Below are 13,139 nucleotides of genomic sequence, written 5' to 3'. Positions count from 1 at the left end.
TTCTTTTTCTTCCTTTTGGATGGTGAACCTCATGAGCAGGACTTCCCGCACCGCAGGTGCGGTAGTGGCCGTGATCGCGCTGGCCGGCGGCCTGGCGGCATGCGGCGGCGAAAGCCTGGAGAAGGGCAAGGACGGCGACGCGGCCAAGGCCGGTGGAGGCGGGCAGAAGGCGTCGCTGGTGGTCGGTTCGGCGGGATTCACCGAGTCCAAGGTGCTGGCCGAGCTGTACGCGCAGGTCCTCGCCGAGGCCGGGTACGGCACCTCCATCAAGACCGTGGAGAACCGCGAACTGTACGAACCCGCCCTGGAGAAGGGCGAGATCGACGTCGTACCGGAATACGCCGCTACGCTTGCCGAATTCCTCAACGCGAAGGCCAACGGCCCCAAGGCTCCGGAGAAGAATCCGGTCGCGTCCAGCGATGTCGCGGCCACCTTCAAAGCACTGGAGAAGCTCGCGGAGCCGCGCGGGCTGAAGGCGCTGCCGGCCGGTGAGGCCGTCGATCAGAACGCCTTCGCGGTGAGCAAGGAATATGCCGAGAAGAACAACCTCAAGACGCTTTCCGATCTTGGTAAGTCCAAGCTCAAGGTGAAGATCGCGGCGGGTGACGAGTGCGAGGTCCGGCCCTTCTGCGCACCGGGTCTGGAGAAGGAGTACGGCATCGACGTCGTCGGCGTCGACCCCAAGGGCGTAGGCACTCCGCAGGCCAAGCAGGCCGTCAAGGACGGGGCCGATCAGCTCGTGCTGACCACGACGACCGACGCGACGCTGGAGGGCTTCGGACTCGTACTCCTGGAGGACGACAAGAAGCTCCAGAACGCCGACAACGTACTGCCGGTGGTCAATGCGAAGGATGCCGGAGCGCCGGAGATAGCGGACGCGCTGGCCGGGCTCACCAAGGTGTTGACGACCGATGATCTGGTGGAGCTGAACCGCAAGATCGACGCCGACCGGGTGAAGCCCGCGGATGCGGCGAAGGAGTATCTGGAGTCCAAGGGTCTGGTCAAGAAGTAGGCGGAGTAAGGAATTGGGTAACCGCCCGGGAACAGAATGCCGGGCGGGTCCCCATCCGCCGTCTACGCACGGTAAATTTCAGGCCATGCCACGTGGACGCCACCGCCATTCCCCACCCCTGCACAGGATCCTTCCGCCTTCGGCGGTCGCCGGCGCGTCAATACTCTGCGCCGCCGGTGCCTGGCTGTTCGCGGAACCGGTGGTGCTGCGCGGACTGGTCGCGGCCGCCGCGGCCGCGGCGGTCACTGGCGCGGTGCTCATGCGCGGCTGGGACCGGGCCGCGGGCCGGCGCGTGGCGGAGCTGACGCGGGCGCGCGCGAGCGACGAGTGGAAGACCGAGGAGCGAATAGCCGACCTCGAGTCGGACATCGAGGAGTCGCGCGAGCTGCGCGCCAAGCTCGACGCGAAACTGCGCTCCAAGCGGGTCGAACTGGCCGCCCTGCGCGGCGAGCACGCCGCGCTGCTGCGGCGGTACGCGACGGCGGAAACCGAGCGGGCCAGCGCGCTCGAAGGCCGGCGCCTGCTGGCGATCGAGGCGGCGGCCCCCACGAAGGCTCTACCGACTGCCGGCAGTTCACCGACGCCGTCGGCGTATCTGCGGGCGTCCATGGCGCTGGACAAGCTGTCGCGCAACGCGGCGGAGCAGGAATCACGGAAGTCGCGCGCGGCGCGGGGCCGTGAGGTGGAGGAGCCGGAGGGGAAGCGCGAGGCGGCCGCCGGTAGCGAGGCCGGGTCCTCCCCGGAACACGCTCGCCCGTCGTCCGCCGTCGTCCCGCGCCCTGTAGCGGCCGCCTCAGCGGTCGTGCCGTACGCCGCGCATCGGCGCCGCGCGTCGCGCACCCAGGGCGGCTTCGACTTCTTCGGCACCCAGAAGTCGGCCGCCGCGGCGATCGAAGCCGTCCAGAACGAGGATCTTGCGGACGTGGTCGGCGAGGAGGCTCTCGCCGATGCGCAGAGGGCGTCGGGTGGCCGGGCGGTGGGCCAGGTCATCGACCTGACGGCCCACGACGAAACGGAACAGCTGGACGTGGCGGTCCTGCGCAGCGCGATCTCGTAACCCGGGGGCTGGGGTGCGGGCCGCTGCGCGGGGCTTTCCCCTACCCGCCCCTTCCCGAACCGGGGCGCCGCCCCAGACCCCGCTCCTCAAACGCCGGAGGGGCTGGATGGTGCCGCTGAGTGGGCATGCGCCCGGACCGCGCGCCCCACTGGGCGGGGCAGACCCAGCGCCTGCGGCGGCGAACAGGCCCGGCGCAGCAGCACGCCTAACCCGCAGCCAGGCCACCGCCACCAGCACTGCCACCACCACCGCCCGCCCGCACCAGACCCGACTCGTACGCCAGCACCACCACCTGCACCCGGTCGCGCAGGTTGAGCTTGGTCAGGATGCGGCCCACGTGCGTCTTGACCGTGGCCTCCGACAGCACCAGCCGCGCCGCGATCTCACCGTTCGACAGCCCCTGCGCCACCAGCAGCATCACCTCGCGCTCGCGCTCGGTCAGCCGCGCCAGCGCGGTGTCGACGGCCCTCGTCTCCTTGCCGGTACTCGGCAGCATCGGCGAGAAACGGTCCAGCAGGCGCCGCGTCGTGGACGGCGCGACCACCGCGTCGCCGCTGTGCACCGACCGGATGGCGGCCAGCAGTTCACCCGGCGGCACATCCTTCAGCATGAAGCCGCTGGCCCCCGCCTTCAGCCCGGAGAAGGCGTACTCGTCCAGGTCGAAGGTGGTCAGGATGAGCACCTTCGGCGCGTCGGGCTCCGCACAGATGCGCCGCGTCGCCTCGACCCCGTCCAGCTTCGGCATCCGTACATCCATCAGGACGACGTCCACCGCCGTGGAGCGCAGGACCTCGATCGCCTCCGCGCCGTCGCCGGCCTCCGCGACGACCTCCATGTCCGGCTGGGCGGCCAGGACCATCCGGAAGCCGGTGCGCAGCAGCATCTGGTCGTCTACGAGCATCACGCGGATGGACATGGGGTGGGGTGCCTTTCGTCGGCGTAACCGGGGAGGAGGAGTTCAGTGGGCCGGTTTGAGCGGCAGCAGCGCGCTGATCCGGAAGCCGCCGCCCGGCCGCGGCCCCGCGTCGAGCGTGCCGCCGACCATACCGACGCGCTCGCGCATGCCGATCAGGCCGTGGCCCTGACCGTCCGCGCCGCCGTCCTCGTACAGCTCGTGCGCCGCGCCCCGCCCGTCGTCCTCGACGAGCAGACCGAGCCCGTCGTCGAAGTACACGAGCCGGACGCTCGCACCCACGTCGGGCCCGCCGTGCTTGCGCGTGTTGGTCAGGGCTTCCTGCACGATGCGGTACGCCGTGAGCTCCACCCCGCTCGGCAGCGGCCGCGGCGTTCCCTCGACCTTGAAATCGACGGTGAGCCCGGCGATGCGCACCTGCTCGACCAGATCCTCGATCTGCTCGACGTCGGGCTGCGGTACGTACTCGCCGCTCTCCTGGTGCTCACCGGTCCGCAGTACGCCCAGCAGCCGTCGCATCTCGGCGAGCGCCTGACGGCCGGTCGTCGAGATCGTCTCCAGCGCCTGCCTGGCCTGCGCGGGCGAGGCGTCCATGACGTACGCCGCGCCGTCCGCCTGGACCACCATCACCGAGACGTTGTGCGCCACGACGTCGTGCAGTTCCCGGGCGATACGAGCCCGCTCGGCGGCGACGGCCACCTTCGACTGCGCCTCCCGCTCCTTCTCCAGGCGCGCGGCGCGCTCCTCCAGCTCGGCGAAGTACGCACGCCGGGTCCGCATCGAGTCGCCGAGGACCCACGCCAGCGCGAACGGCAGGGCCATGACGACGGTGACGAAGACGGACGCCAGCACCGTGCTGTTGCCCTGTTCGGAGGGCCAGCGCAGCTGCGCGAGCGGCGCCGCGGCGAGGCCGCCCACGAGAGCGACGCGCGATATCCAGCGGTGCCCGTCGCTCGCGGCGACGGTGTAGATGACGACGAGCATGGCCCAGTCGGCCGGATTGACCTCCACGTCGAACGCGAGCTGGGCGACGCCCATCAGGATCGCCAGCAGCAGCATCTTCTCCGGCGCGCGGCGGCGCAGGGCCACCACGAGGCAGAGCAGCGTGATGATCGGGAAGGCCGCGATGCGTGGCCTCGTGTCCATGGACGCCTGGACGGCCCACAGCAGGGAGAACCCGAAGAGCATCACAGCCCAGAAGCTGTCGACGCTCGTCGGGTGCCTGCGGATGAAATCGTAGAGGCGTTGCACGTAACCCAGCGTAGGGAAAACGAATAGGTGCAGGGGTCAACCGGAGGGGCGATCCGGTGGGCCGGAGACTACTCCCCAAGGTGGAGACTTGGTGCCGTGACGGATGAGTGGCAGGGGTGGCGGGAGGCGGCGGAGCAGGCGCTGTACGGGCCCGAAGGTTTCTACGTGCGCCCCGACGGCCCTGGCCCGTCCGGCCATTTCCGTACGTCGGTGCACGCCTCCGCCCTCTTCGCCGGAGCGGTCGCGCGCCTGACCGCAGTGGTCGACGAGTCGCTCGGACAGCCGCAAGAGCTGGCGCTGGTCGACATGGGGGCGGGCCGGGGCGAGCTGCTGTCGGCGGTACTGGCGGCGCTGCCGCAGGAGCTTTCGGCGCGTGTGAGGGCGTACGCCGTGGAGCGCGCGCCCCGGCCGGCCGGCGTGGACCACCGGATCGAGTGGCTCACGGAGCCGCCGCCGGGCGTCAGGGGCCTGCTGTTCGCGAACGAGTGGCTGGACAACGTCCCGGTGGACGTGGCCGAGACGGACGCGGCGGGCGTCGCCCGCTACGTCCACGTACGCCCGGAGGACGGCGAGGAACGCCTGGGCGACCCGGTGACCGGCGCGGACGCGGACTGGCTCGCCCGCTGGTGGCCGCTTCCGCCGGGCGCCGAGCCCGGACTGCGCGCGGAGATCGGCCGCCCGCGCGACGAGGCGTGGACCGCAGCGGTGGAGACGCTCGAAGCGGGCCTCGCAGTGGCGGTGGACTACGCGCACGACCGTGAGTCGCGCCCGCCGTTCGGCACGCTGACGGGCTTCCGGGCCGGCCGGGAGGTACGCCCGGTCCCGGACGGCTCGTGCGACATCACGTCCCACGTCGCCCTGGACGCGTGCGCGCTGCCGGGCGCGGAGCTGCTGTCGCAGCGGGAGGCGCTGCACCGCCTGGGCGTGACGGCCGCCCGCCCGCCGCTGACCCTGGCGACCACGGACCCGGCGGCGTACGTACGCGCGCTTTCGGGAGCGGGAGAGGCGGCGGAACTGACGGCCCGCGGCGGTCTGGGCGACTTCACCTGGCTGACGCAGCCGCTCCCGCGAACGGTGTGAGAGGCCCAAGGGCTGGGCCATCGCTCCCTGGACCGTCTGGCGGTGGCGGGAGGGGGCGTGCGGGGGCGCTCCCCGCAGGGTGTCGAACGCAACCACGCCGAACGACGGCGAGTACCGGAACGTTCGGCACCCGAGGAGACGCCCCGGCGCGTCACCGACCCCCGCGCCCGGCACACCCCCGCACCCGCCCCCCCCGCACCCCCCGTACCCGCGCGCCGGCGGCGACCCCGGCGGGGGGATACTGGCCGCATGACGGAGACCACGGTCGGCATCGGCGGCGCGGCGGAGAGCACCGACATGGTGCTGAACATCGGCCCCCAGCATCCCTCCACGCACGGCGTCCTCCGCCTCAGGCTCGTGCTCGACGGCGAGCGCATCCAGCACGCGGAGCCGGTCATCGGCTACATGCACCGCGGCGCGGAGAAGCTCTTCGAGGCCCGCGACTACCGCCAGATCGTGATGCTCGCGAACCGCCACGACTGGCTGTCCGCGTTCTCCAACGAGCTCGGCGTCGTCATGGCCGTCGAGCGCATGCTCGGCATGGAGGTCCCGGAGCGCGCCGTCTGGACCCGCACGCTCCTCGCCGAGCTGAACCGGGTCCTCAACCACCTGATGTTCCTCGGCTCGTACCCCCTCGAACTGGGCGGAATCACCCCGGTCTTCTACGCGTTCCGCGAGCGCGAGGAACTCCAGGCCGTCATGGAGGAAGTCTCCGGCGGCCGAATGCACTACATGTTCAACCGCGTCGGCGGCCTCAAGGAGGACCTCCCCGCCGGCTGGCTCGGCCGGGCCCGCGCGGCCGTCGCGGACGTCCGGTCCCGGATGGACGTGTACGACGACCTCGTCATCGGCAACGAGATCTTCCGCGGCCGCACCCGCGACGTCGGCGTACTGTCGCGCGAGGCCGTGCACGCGTACGGAGTGAGCGGCCCCATCGCCCGCGCCTCCGGCGTCGATTTCGACCTCCGGCGCGACGAGCCGTACCTCGCGTACGGCGAACTCCAGGACACCCTCAAGGTCGCCACCAGGACCGAGGGCGACTGCCTCGCCCGCTTCGAGATCCTCCTCGACCAGACAAACAACGCGCTGGACCTGGCGGACGCCTGTCTGGACCGGATGGCCGACCTGGCGCCCGGCCCGATCAACCAGCGGCTGCCGAAGGTGCTGAAGGCCCCGGAGGGCCACACCTACGCCTGGACCGAGAACCCGCTCGGGATCAACGGCTACTACCTCGTCTCGAAGGGCGAGAAGACGCCGTACCGCCTGAAGCTGCGCTCGGCGTCGTTCAACAACATCCAGGCCCTGGTGGAACTGCTCCCGGGAACGCTCGTAGCCGACATGGTGGCGATCCTCGGGTCGCTCTTCTTCGTAGTCGGCGACATCGACAAGTGACCCGTTCGAGTCAGTAGCTCAGCTGCTCGTCCCAATCCGGTCCGCGCCCGCCCGGGGTGAGATCGAACAGGTTCCAGAGCGGCTCGATGGTGCCGAGATGGCGCGGGCCATCCCCCGGATCATCTGTGGGCGCGTAGAGCAGCTCCGAGCCCCAGAAGTGGCGGATCTCCCCGCCGTCGCGCCGAAAGACGTTCAGCATCGGCATCGACGCCCCGTCCGGCGCCTCGGCGAGATAGTCCCGCCGGTACGTATTGCCGCCCGCGGACAGCAGCCGCAGCCGCCGCCACCCGCGCTCCTCGGCGAAGTCGAGAAGCCGGGGCAGCGGCGCTTTCGCCACGACGGCGAAGTTGACGCGCTGGGTGACGTGCTCCGCGGCGCCGTCCAGCTGGTCGAGGAGAGCCGTGCACGACGGACACGGCCCCTCTTCGAGCTTCAGTTGCGCGGTACGTCCCACCTTCGGCCCCGGCCGGTCGTCCCCGGGGTGGCGCGGAAACATGAAGCCGTAGATCACCAGCGAGTCCTTGCCCGGAGCAAACAGCTCCGAGAGCCGAACATCGGCCGGCGAACCGTCGGCCCCGGCGCCCTGGAAGACGTAGTCCTCCGGAACCTCCCCGCCCGGCGGCAGCTTCCGCCTCGCGTCGGCCACCGCCTCAGTCGCGCGGCGCAACGCGACTTCCTGCAGAAGCAGCCGATCGCGCGCGGCACGGTACTCCGCCGACTCGCCCGGAAATGTCATACCTCCAGCGTGCGGCCCCCGGCGGTACGGGGCCAGTTGGCCCGGAGCGTTACTCGTCTCAGCGCAGCACGCCCTCCAGGAAGTCGCTGCCCAGCCGGGACACCACCTGGAGGTCCAGGCCGTGAAGGACATAGCGGCCACGGCGCTGGGTGGTCAGCAGGCCGGCCTTCCGCAGCGTCGTCAGGTGACGCGAGACCTCGGGTGCGGTGATGCCGTGCGATTCGGCGAGCTCACCCGTCGTGTACGGGGAGCGGGCCAGATTGCGGCACAGGCGCATGCGCATCGGGTGGGCCAGCGCTTCCATCCGCAGCTTGAGCAGCTCCACCGAAGCGGGGCACGGCAGTTCGGGGGAGCCGACCGGATAGTGGATCACCGGCCGCCAGCCGGGGGCGTGCAGGATTGACAGGTGCGGCCAGCCGAAACTCGACGGCACGAAGGTGAGTCCCGCGCCGACGTCCGGCTCCACTGCGCTGGTGCGGCCATCGGCCAGCTTGTCGGCGTGGATACGGGTGCTGACCCCGCCCGCGCCACCGCTCTCCTTCACCGTCAGCGCGGGGGAGACCGCGTGCAGCGCCTCCGCCAGGCCCTTGTGGCGCAGCACCTCGCCGTTGTGCCGCGCGTCGGCAGCCAGCTGCACCCGTATGCGACGCCAGGTGTCCGCGAAGAACGCCTGGTCGCAGTCCTCGAAGAGGCGCCGCAGCCAGGCCCGTACGGACGCGGGGTCGTCCAGGAGCCGGCGCGCGAAGTCCGTCTGCTTCGGCCCCCGCGCGGCCGCCAGGTCCAGCGCGCGGTCGCGCATCGGCGCGTCGACGAGCGGGGAGGGGCTGACGCTGCCGTACGTACTGGTGCAGAACTCCAGGGCGGCGGAGACGAACCGCTCGTCGTCCAGCCGGTCCAGCGCGTCCAGGTCCTCGCTGAGCGTCGCGCCCGTCCTGCCGTCGCCGCCCCGCACGCCGGCGAACGGCAGGAAGACGTCCGAGAACGTGCTGCGCCAGAGGAAGTCCGCCTCGCTCATCCGGTCGGCGAGATCCGGCTTCAACGAGGCGGCGGTCGCGGTCGCCCAGCCGTGCAGCCCCGGGTGGTGGCCGGGTTCGGACAGGGCGTGCAGGGCCATGCCGAGCTCCGCCAGCGGGGAGGTCTCGAAGACGATGCGCTCGGGCGGCAGGCCGGTGATGTCGATGGACACGCTCATGGATACATCGTGCCTGGCCCCACTGACAGCGGGACCGCCGATTGGCGGGGCTCGTCAAACGAAGCGCGTTGCGGGGCGCGGGGTACGCAGGGTGGGGGACATGAACGCCACTCAGCAGCACATGCTCGATGTCCATCGCGCCGCCCAACTCGGCGCCCCTGCCCCGTCGGCGCCCGGCCTGAACGACTGGCAGGTGGTCCGGGAGGTCCGCGACCACCAGCGCTTCCGTGCGGTGGTGGAGGGGCGGCCGGTGATGGAGCGCCGCCGGTTCCGGACCGCCCTGAGGAACCTGTTCACGTCCCGGGCCGCGGCGGCCGACGGCTCCGGTACCCGCACCGCGCGCCGCCCGCACCCGAGGGGCACGAGCGACCCTCGTCCGTGCAGCCAGCGATAGCCGGCGGCGGGGTGCCCTGTGGGGCTCTCCCCTACCCGCCCCTTCCCACAACCGGGGCTCCGCCCCGGACCCAGCTCCGCAAAACACCAGGGCGCGCCTGTTCACCGATGTCTGCCCTCAGCCGATCATCGCGTACCGTGCGGCCTCTGCCCACAGCCTGTGGACAGCGAGGCGACCGCGCGAAACGCTGGCGTAGCATGACGAGAAATCGTCCGGTACCCCCCGCGGACTGGAACGGAAGGCCGTCCCCGCGTGAACGTGAACGCACCAAACGCAGCACATGAGCCCCTGGATGCCAGGGACCGCCCCGCCCGCCTCACCGTCGGCGTGGTCGGAGCCGGCAGGGTCGGCCCCGCACTCGCCGCCGCGCTGCGGCTCGCGGGCCATCGCCCGGTCGCCGTCTCAGGCGTCTCGGACGCGTCCGTACGCAGGGCCGCGGCGCTCCTGCCCGACGTCCCGATCGTCACCCCCGCCGAGGTCCTGGCCCGCGCCGAGCTGGTCCTGCTGACCGTTCCCGACGACGCCCTGCCGAGTCTGGTCGAGGGGCTCGCCGAGACCGGCGCCGTACGCCCGGGACAGCTCATCGTGCACACCTCCGGACGGTACGGAACCAACGTCCTCACCCCCGCCCTTCGCGCCGGCGCACTGCCCCTCGCGCTCCACCCCGCCATGACGTTCACGGGAACGTCCGTCGACGTGCAGCGGCTGGCCGGCTGTTCCTTCGGCGTAACCGCGCCCCAGGAACTGCGCCTCGCAGCCGAGGCCCTTGTCATCGAGATGGGCGGCGAGCCCGAGTGGGTCGCCGAAGAGGCGCGCCCGCTCTACCACGCGGCCCTCGCCCTCGGCGCGAACCACCTGGTCACCCTGGTCGCCCAGTCCATGGAGCTGCTCCGCACGGCAGGCGTGGAGGCCCCCGAACGGATGCTCGGACCGCTCCTCGGCGCCGCCCTCGACAACGCCCTGCGCTCCGGCGACGCCGCCCTCACGGGACCCGTCGCGCGCGGGGACGCGGGAACGGTCGCCGTTCACGTCGCGGAGCTGCGCAAGCACGCGCCGCAGGCCGTCGCCGGATACCTCGCCATGGCCCGTACGACCGCCGACCGCGCCCTCGCGCACGGGCTGCTCAAGCCGGAGCTCGCCGAGGACCTTCTGGGCGTACTGGCCGACGGCGCCAGGACCGACGGTGCCACGACCGACGGGGACACGGGAGAGGACCTATGAGCGGCACCTTCGAGCTCGTCCCCGCACGCGAGGACCTCCAGTACGTCCTCGAACGCTTCGGGGCCGCCGGCCGCACCGCCGTCGTCATGACCATGGGCGCCCTGCACGAGGGCCACGCGACGTTGATCCGCGCCGCGCGCAGGCACGTCGGCCCCAAGGGCTTCGTCGTCGTCACCGTCTTCGTCAACCCGCTCCAGTTCGGCGCCGGCGAGGACCTCGACCGCTACCCGCGCACCCTCGACGCCGACCTCGCCCTCGCCGAACAGGCCGGTGCGAACGCCGTGTTCGCCCCGTCCGTCGACGAGGTCTACCCGGGCGGCGAACCGCAGGTCCGTATCACCGCGGGCCCGATGGGCGAGCGCCTCGAAGGAGCGTCCCGTCCCGGCCACTTCGACGGCATGCTGACCGTCGTCGCGAAGCTGCTGCACCTGACAGGGCCCGACGCCGCGTTCTTCGGCCAGAAGGACGCCCAGCAGCTCGCCCTGATCCGCCGCATGGCACGGGACCTGAACTTCCCCGTCGAGATCGTCGGCGTACCGACGGTCCGTGAGGACGACGGCCTGGCCCTGTCCAGCCGCAATCGCTACCTTTCGCCCGCCGAGCGCCGCACCGCCCTCGCCCTCTCCCGCGCGCTGTTCGCCGCGCGCGACCGGCTCATCGCCCTGGAGGCCCTGCACGCGCGTGCGGTGGCCCAGGGCGCACCGACGCCCCCCGCGCGCGTGGCCGCCCTCGCGGGGCTCGGCGAGGCGCGTGCGGCCGCCGACGCGCACGCCGTCGAACAGGCGGGCCACGCGGACCTGAGCGGTCCGGCGGCCGTCCGCGCGGCAGCGGCCGCCGTCCTGGACGAAGCCTCGCGCTTCGCCCCCCCGCTCGCCCTCGACTACGTCGCCCTGGTCGACCCGGCCGACTTCACCGAGATCCCCGACACCTACAGCGGTGACGCCGTCCTCGCCGTGGCCGCCAGGGTCGGCGCCACGCGCCTGATCGACAACATCCCGCTGACCTTCGTCCACGAAATCGGCGAAGACAGCGAAGACAGCGGAGACCACGAAGTCCGCGAGCAGGGAGCTTCGGCATGACCCGAACCGGTATACGGCTGAAGGCCCCCGCCCCCGGCTGGTCCATCGACGCCGATGTCGTGGTCGTCGGCTCCGGCGTCGCCGGCCTGACCGCCGCCCTGCGCTGCACCGCCGCCGGTCTGCGTACGGTCGTCGTCACCAAGGCCCGCCTGGACGACGGTTCCACGCGCTGGGCGCAGGGCGGCATAGCCGCCGCCCTCGGCGACGGGGACACCCCCGAACAGCACCTGGACGACACGCTCGTCGCGGGCGCGGGCCTGTGCGACGAGGAGGCCGTACGGGCCCTGGTCACCGAGGGCCCCGACGCCGTACGCCGCCTGATCGACACCGGCGCCCTCTTCGACACCGACCCCGAGTCGGGCGTCATCCAGCTCACCCGCGAGGGCGGCCACCACCGCCGCCGCATCGCCCACGCGGGCGGTGACGCGACAGGCGCGGAGATCTCCCGGGCGCTCGTCGAAGCCGTACGGCTCGCCTCTCTTCGTACGATCGAGAACGCCCTGGTCCTCGACCTGCTCACGGACCCCGACGGGCGCACGGCGGGCGTCACCCTGCACGTCATGGGCGAGGGCCAGCACGACGGCGTCGGTGCTGTCCGCGCCCCGGCCGTCGTCCTCGCCACCGGCGGCATGGGCCAGGTCTTCTCGGCCACGACCAACCCGTCCGTCTCGACCGGTGACGGCGTCGCGCTCGCCCTGCGCGCGGGCGCGGAGGTCTCGGACCTCGAATTCGTCCAGTTCCACCCGACGGTGCTCTTCCTCGGCGCGGACGCCGAGGGCCAGCAGCCGCTGGTCTCCGAGGCGGTACGGGGCGAGGGCGCCCATCTCGTCGACGCGGACGGCGTGCGCTTCATGCTCGGGCAGCACGAGCTGGCGGAGCTGGCCCCGCGCGACATCGTCGCCAAGGGCATCATGCGGCGCATGCGCGAGCAGGGCACCGAGCACATGTACCTCGACGCCCGCCACTTCGGCGCCGCGATGTGGGAGTCGCGCTTCCCGACCATCCTGGCGGCCTGCCGCTCGCACGGCATCGACCCGGTGACCGAGCCCGTCCCGGTCGCCCCTGCGGCCCACTACGCGTCCGGCGGCGTACGGACGGACCTCCACGGCCGTACGACGGTCCCGGGGCTGTACGCGTGCGGTGAGGTGGCCTGCACGGGTGTGCACGGAGCGAACCGGCTCGCCTCCAACTCGCTCCTCGAAGGCCTCGTCTTCGCGGAACGCATCGCCGAGGACATCGCGGCACACCCCGCCACCCCCGGCCCCGCCGTGCAGAGCGAGGAGGCCCCCGGCCCGCTCCTCGACCCGGCCACCCGCATCGAGATCCAGCGGATCATGACGGCGGGCGCCGGAGTGCTGCGTTCCGCCACCAGCCTGGACCACGCCGCGGACGCCCTGGAGGTCCTGTACCGCCGCGCGGCCGCCGAAGCGGACCAGGACCGGGGGAACGACGCCAAGCACGCCGAGCCCGACGCCGACCATGCCGAGCCCCGCGCCACGCACACCGAGTCCGAAGCCAAGCACGCCACCCACGCCGAGCCCGACGCCAAGGAAGCCGAGCCCGGCGTGGACGCCTGGGAGGCCACCAACCTCCTCCTCGTCTCGCGCGTCCTGGTCGCCGCCGCCCGCGCCCGCGAGGAGACCCGCGGCTGCCACTGGCGCGAGGACCGCCCCGACCGCGACGACGACACCTGGCGCCGCCACCTCGTCGTACGGCTCACGCCCGGCCGCACCCTCGCCGTGCACCGCACCGAATCCGCATCGTTCCCACCCGTAAGCCCCGGCCCCGAACCAGCTCAGAGGGAGCAGTAAC

12 protein-coding genes are annotated in these 13,139 nt (G+C 72.2%); 8 read left to right on the top strand and 4 right to left on the bottom strand.

The features are described 5' to 3' along the window. The first annotated feature begins 31 nt into the window (after nt 1-31). Entirely contained in the window at nt 32-1,012 is a 981-nt protein-coding gene (locus AC1P0E_RS14680; protein ID WP_482742606.1) for an ABC transporter substrate-binding protein, read from the top strand. Nucleotides 1,013-1,097: 85 nt separating this feature from the next. Beyond that, on the top strand, nt 1,098-2,069 hold the full coding sequence (locus AC1P0E_RS14675; protein WP_482742605.1) for a coiled-coil domain-containing protein: 972 nt from the start codon (nt 1,098-1,100) through the stop codon (nt 2,067-2,069). A gap of 205 nt (nt 2,070-2,274) precedes the next feature. On the opposite strand, the gene AC1P0E_RS14670 is transcribed toward AC1P0E_RS14675, so the two are convergent. Next, a complete protein-coding gene (locus AC1P0E_RS14670) occupies nt 2,275-2,985 on the bottom strand; it encodes a response regulator (protein ID WP_482742604.1) in 711 nt (236 codons plus the stop codon). A gap of 42 nt (nt 2,986-3,027) precedes the next feature. After that, the gene (locus tag AC1P0E_RS14665) at nt 3,028-4,233 is read right to left on the bottom strand and encodes a DUF7134 domain-containing protein (protein WP_482742603.1); all 1,206 of its coding nucleotides are present in this window, start codon (nt 4,231-4,233) and stop codon (nt 3,028-3,030) included. A gap of 96 nt (nt 4,234-4,329) precedes the next feature. Here AC1P0E_RS14665 and AC1P0E_RS14660 point away from each other — a divergent pair, with 96 nt between their 5' ends. After that, nucleotides 4,330-5,313, top strand: a complete 984-nt coding sequence (locus AC1P0E_RS14660; RefSeq protein WP_482742602.1) for an SAM-dependent methyltransferase — start codon at nt 4,330-4,332, stop codon at nt 5,311-5,313. A 249-nt stretch (nt 5,314-5,562) separates the two neighbouring features. Further along, nucleotides 5,563-6,705 carry an NADH-quinone oxidoreductase subunit D gene (locus AC1P0E_RS14655; protein WP_482742601.1) on the top strand — a complete coding sequence of 381 codons (1,143 nt, stop codon included), beginning with the start codon at nt 5,563-5,565 and terminating at the stop codon, nt 6,703-6,705. 10 nt (nt 6,706-6,715) lie between these two features. On the opposite strand, the gene AC1P0E_RS14650 is transcribed toward AC1P0E_RS14655, so the two are convergent. Beyond that, complete coding sequence (locus AC1P0E_RS14650) at nt 6,716-7,441, bottom strand: DUF899 family protein (RefSeq protein ID WP_482742600.1); 726 nt, start codon at nt 7,439-7,441, stop codon at nt 6,716-6,718. 58 nt (nt 7,442-7,499) lie between these two features. Beyond that, nucleotides 7,500-8,627, bottom strand: coding sequence for a DUF5937 family protein (locus AC1P0E_RS14645; RefSeq protein WP_482745759.1), 1,128 nt, complete (start codon nt 8,625-8,627; stop codon nt 7,500-7,502). A 106-nt stretch (nt 8,628-8,733) separates the two neighbouring features. On the opposite strand from AC1P0E_RS14645, the gene AC1P0E_RS14640 reads away from it, so the two are divergent. The 4 genes from AC1P0E_RS14640 to AC1P0E_RS14625 all read left to right on the top strand — a co-directional run bounded on the left by AC1P0E_RS14640 (nt 8,734) and on the right by AC1P0E_RS14625 (nt 13,138). Further along, nucleotides 8,734-9,027 (top strand): hypothetical protein, encoded by a 294-nt coding sequence (locus tag AC1P0E_RS14640; protein ID WP_482742599.1) that lies wholly within the window; start codon nt 8,734-8,736, stop codon nt 9,025-9,027. Between the two features lie 258 nt (nt 9,028-9,285). Continuing rightward, entirely contained in the window at nt 9,286-10,248 is a 963-nt protein-coding gene (locus tag AC1P0E_RS14635; protein WP_482742598.1) for a Rossmann-like and DUF2520 domain-containing protein, read from the top strand. Then, nucleotides 10,245-11,327, top strand: coding sequence for a pantoate--beta-alanine ligase (panC, locus tag AC1P0E_RS14630; RefSeq protein ID WP_482742597.1), 1,083 nt, complete (start codon nt 10,245-10,247; stop codon nt 11,325-11,327). Before AC1P0E_RS14635 ends, panC begins: the two co-directional genes overlap by 4 nt. Further along, on the top strand, nt 11,324-13,138 hold the full coding sequence (locus AC1P0E_RS14625; RefSeq protein ID WP_482742596.1) for an L-aspartate oxidase: 1,815 nt from the start codon (nt 11,324-11,326) through the stop codon (nt 13,136-13,138). The genes panC and AC1P0E_RS14625 overlap by 4 nt, the downstream gene beginning before the upstream one ends. The last annotated feature ends 1 nt before the right edge of the window (nt 13,139 follow it).

This window comes from Streptomyces sp. TRD_SC_5, assembly GCF_056836825.1.
Note: the sequence above shows the minus strand (reverse complement) of the source record. Positions and strands in the feature narration are given on the sequence as shown.

Bases quoted from the DNA above. Each gene is read 5' to 3' on its own strand.
- AC1P0E_RS14675 (WP_482742605.1), top strand. From the start codon at position 1,098: ATGCCACGTGGACGCCACCGCCATTCCCCACCCCTGCACAGGATCCTT.
- panC (WP_482742597.1), top strand. From the start codon at position 10,245: ATGAGCGGCACCTTCGAGCTCGTCCCCGCACGCGAGGACCTCCAGTAC.
- AC1P0E_RS14670 (WP_482742604.1), bottom strand. From the start codon at position 2,985: ATGTCCATCCGCGTGATGCTCGTAGACGACCAGATGCTGCTGCGCACC.
- AC1P0E_RS14650 (WP_482742600.1), bottom strand. From the start codon at position 7,441: ATGACATTTCCGGGCGAGTCGGCGGAGTACCGTGCCGCGCGCGATCGG.
- AC1P0E_RS14640 (WP_482742599.1), top strand. From the start codon at position 8,734: ATGAACGCCACTCAGCAGCACATGCTCGATGTCCATCGCGCCGCCCAA.
- AC1P0E_RS14680 (WP_482742606.1), top strand. From the start codon at position 32: ATGAGCAGGACTTCCCGCACCGCAGGTGCGGTAGTGGCCGTGATCGCG.
- AC1P0E_RS14625 (WP_482742596.1), top strand. From the start codon at position 11,324: ATGACCCGAACCGGTATACGGCTGAAGGCCCCCGCCCCCGGCTGGTCC.
- AC1P0E_RS14655 (WP_482742601.1), top strand. From the start codon at position 5,563: ATGACGGAGACCACGGTCGGCATCGGCGGCGCGGCGGAGAGCACCGAC.